The sequence below is a fragment of the Gammaproteobacteria bacterium genome (assembly GCA_037388465.1).
Lineage (GTDB): Bacteria > Pseudomonadota > Gammaproteobacteria > SpSt-1174 > SpSt-1174 > JARRKE01.
The window spans coordinates 1-8557 of the sequence record JARRKE010000082.1 but is presented as its reverse complement, the minus strand read 5'-3'; the positions used below and the strand labels follow the sequence as shown (position 1 = coordinate 8557).

Here is an 8557-nt window from a genome sequence, read left to right as displayed (position 1 = left end):
CGATGTCTATGGCCGCTGATCCCTTCAAGGCCTACGACATCCGCGGCCGTGTGCCCGAGGAGCTGGACGAAGATCTGGCCTATCGCATCGGGCGCGCCTATGCCGCTTATTTGAACCCCGGGCGCGTGGTGGTGGGGCGCGACGTGCGCGAGTCCAGCGAGACATTGTGCGCGGCGCTCGCCAACGGCCTGATGGATGGTGGTGCGGATGTCTATGACCTCGGCCTGTGCGGGACCGAAGAGGTGTATTTCGCCACGTTTCACCACGACATGGACGGCGGCATCATGGTCACGGCCAGTCACAACCCGTTGGGCTACAACGGCATGAAGCTGGTGCGCGAGGGCGCCCGCCCGATCAGCGGCGATGACGGACTGCAGGAGATCGAACAGCTGGCACGCGCGGGACGGTTCGACGAGGTTGGCCGACGTGGCGAGCTGCATCCCCTGGATAACCGGGAGGCCTTCGTCCAGCACCTGCTGGGATATGTCGATCCTGCCGCCCTCAAGCCGCTGCGCATCGTCGTCAACGCCGGCAACGGCGGCGCGGGTCTGGTGGTCGATGCCATCGAATCCCATCTGCCGTTCGAGTTCATCAAGATCCAGCATGAACCCGACGGCAGCTTCCCCAACGGCATCCCCAATCCGCTGCTGCCGGAGAACCGCAGTGCCACGTCCGAGGCCGTCATCCAGCATGGCGCGGACCTGGGCATCGCCTGGGACGGCGACTTCGACCGCTGCTTTTTCTTCGACGAACGCGGCGACTTCATCGAGGGTTATTACATCGTCGGCCTGCTGGCCGAGGCCTTCTTGCGCAAGCATCCCGGCGAGAAGATCGTCCATGATCCGCGCCTGACCTGGAATACGCGCGACATGGTCGAGGCGCTGGGCGGCGTGCCGGTGCAGAGCAAGACCGGTCACGCCTTCATCAAGGCGCGCATGCGCGCCGAAGACGCGGTCTACGGCGGTGAGATGTCCGCGCACCATTATTTCCGCGACTTCGCCTACTGCGACAGCGGCATGATCCCCTGGCTGCTGGTGGCCGAGCTGATGTCCGTCAGCGGCAAGCCGCTGTCCGAGCTGGTGGACGAGCGTGTCGCGGCATACCCGTGCAGCGGCGAGATCAATTTCCGCGTCGATGACACGGCGGCGAAGGTGGCCGCCATCGAACGGCACTTCGAAAACGAGCAGCCGCACATCGAGCGGGTAGACGGCCTGAGCATGGAATTCGCCGACTGGCGCTTCAACCTGCGCGCCTCCAACACGGAGCCGGTGCTGCGCCTGAATGTCGAAGCGCGGGGCGATCAGAAACTGATGACAACGCGCACCGCCGAACTGCGTGCGCTAATTGAAAAGTAAAATATGAAGATACTGGTCGTCGGTGGCGCCGGTTATATCGGCTCGCATATGGTCAAGGCCCTCCACCGGGCCGGCCACGACGTGGTGACCCTGGACGATTTGTCACAGGGCTACCGGGATGCGGTGCGCTACGGTGAGTTCGTCGAAGGCAACCTCGGCGACGCGGCCCTGCTGGGCAAGCTGCTTTCCGGCAGCGGGTTCGACGCGGTCATGCATTTCGCGGGCTATATCCAGGTCGGCGAATCGGTGCGCGAACCGGGCAAGTATTACCGCAATAACGTCAGCCATACGCAGGTGCTGCTGGATGCCATGGTGCGCCATGGGATTTCCCGCTTTATTTTTTCCTCCACCGCGGCGGTGTTCGGTGAGCCCGAGTACACGCCCATCGACGAGGCCCACCCGTGCCGGCCGATCAACCCCTATGGGCATAGCAAGCTCATGGTGGAGCAGATGCTGGAAGACTACGACACAGCCTACGGACTGAAATCCGTCTGCCTGCGTTATTTCAATGCCGCCGGGGCCGACCCTGAGGGTGAGTTGGGTGAACGCCACGAGCCGGAGACCCATTTGATCCCGCTGGTGCTCCAGGCCGCCTCGGGGCGGCGTGATGCCATCACGGTTTTCGGGCGCGACTACCGGACGCCGGATGGCACCTGCGTGCGCGACTATATCCACGTGAGCGATCTTTGCGATGCGCACCTGCTGGCCGTGGAGCAGCTGGCCGAAGGCGGTGAAAGCGCACGTTACAACCTCGGCAACGGCCAGGGGTTTTCCGTGCAGGCGGTGATCGATATGGCCCGCCAGGTCACCGGGCGCGAGATCAACGTTCGGGAAGGCGAACGGCGCCCCGGGGATCCGGCCGTGCTGGTTGCCGATTCGGCCCGCATCTGCGCCGAGCTCGGTTGGCAGCCCCGCTATGCCGATCTTGAAACCCTCATCGCCCATGCCTGGCAATGGGAGCTTAACAGGCCGTAGTTGTCTACTCATCCGGCACGATAGGGCGTCAAACTCGTGCTCGAAATGCTCATTTACAGTTTGTAAACTGCGCTTTCTTGCCCGATTTTTCCTTCTCTCGCGCTCGCCTGAGCGACAACAACAACCTGTTAGTCACTGAGGCTGAGTTCCGGTGGGTCGGGTAACGCCTTACCCCTTGATTGCGCTATAATTGTCGGTTCGATTTTCCGCCGCTTTTGCGGTACCGGCACGAGATCATGACACGCAAGGTTTTCATACAGACGCACGGCTGCCAGATGAACGAGTACGACTCCGGCAAGATGCTGGACGTGCTCAAGGCATCGGAGGGCCTGGAGCCTACCGATAATCCGGAAGAGGCCGACGTCATCCTGCTCAACACCTGCTCGATTCGCGAAAAGGCGCAGGAAAAGGTCTTTTCGCAGCTGGGCGTGTGGCGTCCGCTGAAGGAGCACAAGCCCGATCTGGTGATCGGCGTGGGCGGCTGCGTGGCGTCCCAGGAGGGCGAGTCCCTGCGCGCCCGGGCGCCATACGTGGACATCGTGTTCGGCCCGCAGACCCTGCACCGCCTGCCGGAGATGGTGCGCCAGGTACGCGAACAGCACGAGAGCGTGGTGGACGTGAGCTTCCCGGAGATCGAGAAGTTCGACCACCTGCCGGAGCCGCGCGCCGAGGGTCCGACCGCCTTCGTGTCGGTGATGGAGGGTTGCAGCAAGTACTGCACCTTCTGCGTGGTGCCCTACACCCGTGGCGAGGAGGTGAGCCGCCCGTTCGACGACGTGCTGGCCGAGGTTGCGCGCCTGGCGGAGCAGGGCGTGCGCGAGATCAATCTGTTGGGCCAGAACGTGAACGCCTATCGCGGGCGCATGCACGACGGCGACGCCGCCAGGGATGGCGGCGGTAGAACCGAGTCGGGAACAGAGGTCGAAGCCGACCTGGCACTGCTGATCAACTACGTGGCGGCGGTCGATGGCATTGAGCGCATCCGCTACACCACCTCCCATCCGGTGGAGTTTTCCGATTCGCTGATCCAGGCCTATGCCGAGGTGCCGCAGCTGGTCAGTCATCTGCACCTGCCTGTGCAGAGCGGTTCGGACCGCATCCTGGCGGCCATGAAGCGCGGCCACACGGCGCTGGAGTACAAGTCCAAGATCCGCCGCCTGCGCGAGGTGCGCCCGGACATTTCCCTGTCCTCGGATTTCATCATCGGTTTCCCGGGCGAGACGGACGCCGATTTCGAGGCCACCATGCGCCTCATTGACGAGGTCGGATTCGACCAGAGCTTCAGTTTCATCTACAGCCCGCGTCCCGGTACGCCGGCGGCCTCGCTGGCGGACGACACGCCGGCCGGGGTGAAGCACGAACGCCTGCAGCGCCTGCAGGCGCGCATCAACGAACAGGCGCAGGCCATCAGCCGGGCCATGGTGGGCGGCGTCGAGCGCGTGCTCGTCACCGGCCGTTCACGCAAGGATGAGACCATGCTGGCCGGGCGCACCGAGAACAACCGGGTGGTGAACTTCGCCGGTGACGGTGCATTGATCGGCGGTTTCGCCGAGGTGCGCATCACCGAGGCGATGCCCAATTCGCTGCGCGGCGAGCTGGTGGATGCACCCGCTGCGGCGTTTGCCTGATTTCGTTCCGACCGTTACCGGATAGACCGACACTTGGAAGTTCATCCCGCCTCTCTCAGCCTCGAGCTGCAGCCGCCGGACAACACCAGTCTGGCGAATCTCTGCGGGCAGTTCGACGAGCACCTGCGCCTGATCGAACGGCGCCTGGGCGTGGAGATCAACAACCGCGGCTATCACTTCGACGTGATCGGCGAGCCGGTGGCGGCACGCCTGACCGCCGATGTGCTGGAGTACCTGTATACCCTGGCCGGCGAGCAGACGCTCTCGACCCATGACGTGCATCTGGCGCTGCAGTCCAAGGGTGCTCAGGAGGCGCCTGATGCCTACGAGCCGCCGGCCGAGGACGTGACCCTGCGGCTGCGGAGCGGCGTGGTGCGCGGGCGCACGCCCAGCCAGATGCACTACCTGCAGGCGATCCGCAGCCACGACCTGAATTTCGGCATCGGCCCGGCCGGCACCGGCAAGACCTATCTTGCGGTGGCGAGCGCCGTGGAGGCCCTGGAGCGCGACGAGGTGCGCCGTCTGGTGCTGGTGCGCCCGGCGGTGGAGGCGGGCGAGCGCCTGGGCTTTCTGCCCGGCGATCTGGTGCAGAAGGTCGACCCGTATCTGCGCCCCATGTACGACGCACTGTACGAGCTGCTGGGCTTCGAGAAGGTGGCCAAGCTGATCGAGCGCAGCGTGATCGAGGTGGCGCCGCTTGCCTTTATGCGCGGGCGCACGTTGAACGATGCCTTCATCATCCTCGACGAGGCGCAGAACACCTCCATCGAGCAGATGAAGATGTTCCTTACCCGCATCGGTTTCGGCTCGCGGGCGGTAGTGACGGGCGATGTCACCCAGGTGGATCTGCCGCATCACCAGACCTCTGGCCTGCGCCACGTCATCGAGGTGCTGAAGGACGTGGAAGGGGTGAGCTTTACCTTCTTCAAAGCGCGCGACGTGGTGCGCCACCCGCTCGTGGCACGCATCGTGCAGGCTTATGACGGTGATTCCGAGGGCGATGCCTGATCGTCATCTCACATTGCTGCACGTGGCGATCCAGCATGCCAGCGAGGCGCTCGTGCCGGATGACGAGGCGCTGGAGCGCTGGGCTCGCGCCGCATGGCTGGGCGAAGGCGAAACCGAGGTGGGAATACGCATCGTGGACGAAGCGGAAAGCGCCGAGTTGAACGGGCAGTACCGGCAAAAACCGAACCCGACCAACGTATTGTCGTTCCCGTTCGAGCAGCCGACGAACGTCGAAGGTGCGCCGTATCTGGGCGACCTGGTTATTTGTGCACCGGTTGTGAACCGAGAGGCGCAGGAACAGTCCAAGACGCAGGAGGCGCATTGGGCACACATGGTGGTGCATGGCCTGTTGCATTTGCAGGGTTATGACCACATTTCAGAGGCCGACGCCGAGCGCATGGAGTCGCTTGAAATCGAAATCTTGGCGCGGTTAGGCTATGCCGACCCCTATGAGTGACCGCTCATTCTTCGCCTTTAAGGGCGCTGTGATGATCCGGTCCACGTTACGGAACTGAATGGACGATCGACCTCCGACCGGCTTCGGGAAACACTGGATGGAGCGCCTTTCGCTGGCGCTTTCAGGCGAACCCCGAAGCCGTGAACAACTGATAGAGCTTCTTCACGCTGCCCAGCGGCAGGACCTGCTGGACATCGACGCCATCGGCATGGTCGAGGGCATTCTGCATGTCTCCGACATGCAGGTGCGCGACATCATGATTCCGCGTGCGCAAATGGAGGTCGTCGAGCGCGACATGAATCTGCAGCAGATACTGCCGATCATCATCGATTCGGCGCATTCGCGGTTCCCCGTGATCGGCGACAGCCGCGACGAGGTGGAAGGCATCCTGCTTGCCAAGGACCTGCTGCGTTATTTTTGTGATGCTTACGAGGAATCGTTCGACATCGACGACATCATGCGTCCCGCCGTTTTCATACCGGAAAGCAAACGCCTGAACGTGCTGCTCAAGGAATTCCGGCACGGCCGCAACCACATGGCCATCGTCGTCGACGAGTACGGCGGTGTCGCCGGCCTGGTGACCATCGAGGATGTGCTCGAGCAGATCGTGGGCGACATCGAGGACGAGCACGATCTCATCGACGATCTGCTGAACATCCTGGATCACGGCGATGGCCGTTACACCGTCAAGGCGTTGACCCCGCTGGAGGACTTCAACGAGTCCTTCGGCACGCAGTTCGATACGGAGGATTTCGACACCATCGGCGGTCTGGTGGTGAACCGTTTCGGGCACGTCCCCAAGCGCGACGAAATCCTCACCCTCGATCAGTTGCTCATCAAGGTGTTGCGCGCCGACAAGCGGCGCGTGCATCTGATCGAGGTCATCCGCGGTGATGGCCAGCCTGCCGAAACCCCGTGAGATTCATCCACTGGCCAGCCGAGCGTCCGCTGCTCGCCGACCTGTTCGCCTTGTTCGCGGGTGGTACGCTGGTTCTGGCGTACGCCCCTTACAAGCTGTGGCCGTTCGCCGTGCTCTCTCCCGCACTGCTGTTCCTGACCTGGCTCAAGGCCGGCCGCGCCCGGGCCGCGTGGCGCGGTTACCTGTTCGGGCTGGGGCAGTTCGGGCTCGGCATTTCCTGGATTTATTACAGCATTCACCAGTTTGGTGCCGCCGTGGCGCCACTGGCCTGGTTTTTCACCCTGTTGTTCGTACTCGCGATGTCGCTGTACCCGATGCTGGTGGGCTGGCTGGCGCATCGTCTGAGCGACGGCCGCGCTCCTGCCATCCGGCTGCTGATCATCTTTCCCGCCGTGTGGGTGCTGTTCGAGTGGCTGCGCGGCTGGTTGTTCACCGGCTTCCCCTGGCTGTTGCTGGGGCAGGCCCAGGTGGTCACCTGGTTGGGCGGCAGCGTGCCGGTGGGCGGGGAATACCTGGCCGGCTGGCTGACCGCGCTGAGTGCCGGCCTGGTCGTGATCATGGCGACCGGCGGTATCCGCCGGGCGTTGCTCGCGGGCGTGGTGCTGGTGGCGATCTGGGCCGGCTCGGCCGGGCTGGGCCAGATCGACTGGACCCGGCCGGCGGGCAAGCCGATCCAGGTCACGCTGGTGCAGGGCAACGTGCCCCAGCAGGAAAAATGGAATCCCGCCTGGTATCCGCGCACCCTCAGGCGCTATCGGGAAATGACCGAAACGAATTTCGGCAGCACCCTGATCGTCTGGCCCGAGACGGCGATCCCTTCCTATTTCAGGGACGTCGACAATGACTATCTGGCACCGCTGGCCAATGAAGTGCACAGCCACGGCGGTACGCTGCTGACCGGCATCTTTTATCGCGACGAGCACAACGGCGAGATCTACAACGCGGTGGTGGCGTTCAATCCGCAGCCCGAGTTCTATTTCAAACGCCACCTGGTGCCCTTCGGCGAGTATTTCCCTCTCAAGCCGCTGCTGGGCTGGGCCTACAAGTTCTTCGACGTGCCCATGTCGAATCTCTCACCCGGGCCGGGCGGCGCCGTGTTGCAGGCCGGGAAGTATCCGGTGGGGGTGAGCATCTGCTACGAGGACGCCTTCGCCAGCGAGGTCCGGCGCGCCCTGCCCAAGGCGCAGTTGCTGGTGAACGTGAGCAACGACGCCTGGTTCGGGGACTCGCTGGCGCCGCATCAGCATCTGGAGATCGCGCGCCTGAGGGCGCTGGAGACCGGGCGCTGGCTGCTGCGCGCGACCAATACCGGCATCTCCGCCATCATCAACGCCCAGGGCCGCATCGTGGCCGAGGCCGACCAGTTCAAGCAGGAAGCTCTGCAGGGCGAGGCCGTGCCGATGCAGGGCGAGACGCCTTACACGCGGTTCGGTAACACGCCGGTGATTCTGATGCTTGTGCTGCTGGTGTTGGGGCCGTGGGTGTGGGGAAGGGTAAGGCGTGAGGACTGAGGGCGAGTACTGTTAGATTAGGTGCGTGGCATTGATTCGCGCGCTCTGAGTCCCGTTAGATAGGCGGGTGGCACTGTTTCGCACGCCTTAAGATTGGTTGTTCTTATCCAACGGTATTTGCTGCGTGCGAGTCCCTTTCTTTACTCGCATAAAGAAAGGGACGAAAGAAATGCGCCCCCACCGCCTTGGCCCTACGGGCTACCCTCGCATCCGCCTACTTGCGACGGGTCGGTTCGACACGACGTCCTGTCGTGACGAACCTCAGCCCGGCGTCCTTGCCGGGCTGACCCTGCAAGCCACCGGCTGCTCGGCAAGGCGGAACGGGGGTATTGGTAAGATGAGAGAAGTGAGGCGTGAGGTGAAAAGACATACCTCCTCCTTACGCCTTACACCTAACTCCTCACTGTTTATTCCTCACCCTTTTCCCGAACAAAACTCGTCCCCTTGCACTTGGGGCAGGGCGGGATGTGGCTGGTCTTGGTGAAATGCAGGATCTCCCCGCAGTTCTGGCAGCGCAGGGCGCCCGGGCCGGTGATTTCGCCGGTGTGCCAGGTGCTGCTCTCGCGGGCGCGCTGCGCCAGGGCGGCGAGCTGGACGCTGGTCTTGTCGGCGACGGAGGTGATGAGGTCGAGGAGGCGGGCCTCGATCAGTTTGGTGTCGATGTAGAACCAGCTGCTGTATTCCCTGCCGGTCCGTTCCACGTA

General features: G+C 63.5%; 8 protein-coding genes. 7 read left to right on the top strand and 1 reads right to left on the bottom strand.

Annotation, left to right across the window (positions count from 1 at the left end):
• The first annotated feature begins 2 nt into the window (after window positions 1–2).
• The 7 genes from P8Y64_12335 to lnt all read left to right on the top strand — a co-directional run bounded on the left by P8Y64_12335 (window position 3) and on the right by lnt (window position 7853).
• Window positions 3–1355, top strand: coding sequence for a phosphomannomutase (locus tag P8Y64_12335; GenBank protein MEJ2061253.1), 1353 nt, complete (start codon window positions 3–5; stop codon window positions 1353–1355).
• A 3-nt stretch (window positions 1356–1358) separates the two neighbouring features.
• The gene (gene galE / locus P8Y64_12330) at window positions 1359–2330 is read left to right on the top strand and encodes a UDP-glucose 4-epimerase GalE (GenBank protein MEJ2061252.1); all 972 of its coding nucleotides are present in this window, start codon (window positions 1359–1361) and stop codon (window positions 2328–2330) included.
• A gap of 236 nt (window positions 2331–2566) precedes the next feature.
• The gene (gene miaB, locus P8Y64_12325) at window positions 2567–3958 is read left to right on the top strand and encodes a tRNA (N6-isopentenyl adenosine(37)-C2)-methylthiotransferase MiaB (protein MEJ2061251.1); all 1392 of its coding nucleotides are present in this window, start codon (window positions 2567–2569) and stop codon (window positions 3956–3958) included.
• 33 nt (window positions 3959–3991) lie between these two features.
• Window positions 3992–4966 carry a PhoH family protein gene (locus P8Y64_12320; protein MEJ2061250.1) on the top strand — a complete coding sequence of 325 codons (975 nt, stop codon included), beginning with the start codon at window positions 3992–3994 and terminating at the stop codon, window positions 4964–4966.
• Window positions 4959–5423 carry an rRNA maturation RNase YbeY gene (gene ybeY / locus P8Y64_12315; GenBank protein MEJ2061249.1) on the top strand — a complete coding sequence of 155 codons (465 nt, stop codon included), beginning with the start codon at window positions 4959–4961 and terminating at the stop codon, window positions 5421–5423. Before P8Y64_12320 ends, ybeY begins: the two co-directional genes overlap by 8 nt.
• A 97-nt stretch (window positions 5424–5520) precedes the next feature.
• Window positions 5521–6342: a transporter associated domain-containing protein gene (locus tag P8Y64_12310; protein ID MEJ2061248.1), complete on the top strand. Its 822-nt coding sequence runs from the start codon at window positions 5521–5523 to the stop codon at window positions 6340–6342.
• Window positions 6339–7853, top strand: coding sequence for an apolipoprotein N-acyltransferase (gene lnt, locus P8Y64_12305; GenBank protein ID MEJ2061247.1), 1515 nt, complete (start codon window positions 6339–6341; stop codon window positions 7851–7853). The genes P8Y64_12310 and lnt overlap by 4 nt, the downstream gene beginning before the upstream one ends.
• Window positions 7854–8260: 407 nt before the next feature.
• On the opposite strand, the gene P8Y64_12300 is transcribed toward lnt, so the two are convergent.
• Window positions 8261–8557 (bottom strand): zinc ribbon-containing protein (locus P8Y64_12300; GenBank protein MEJ2061246.1); only part of this gene is annotated, 297 nt, incomplete at its 5' end.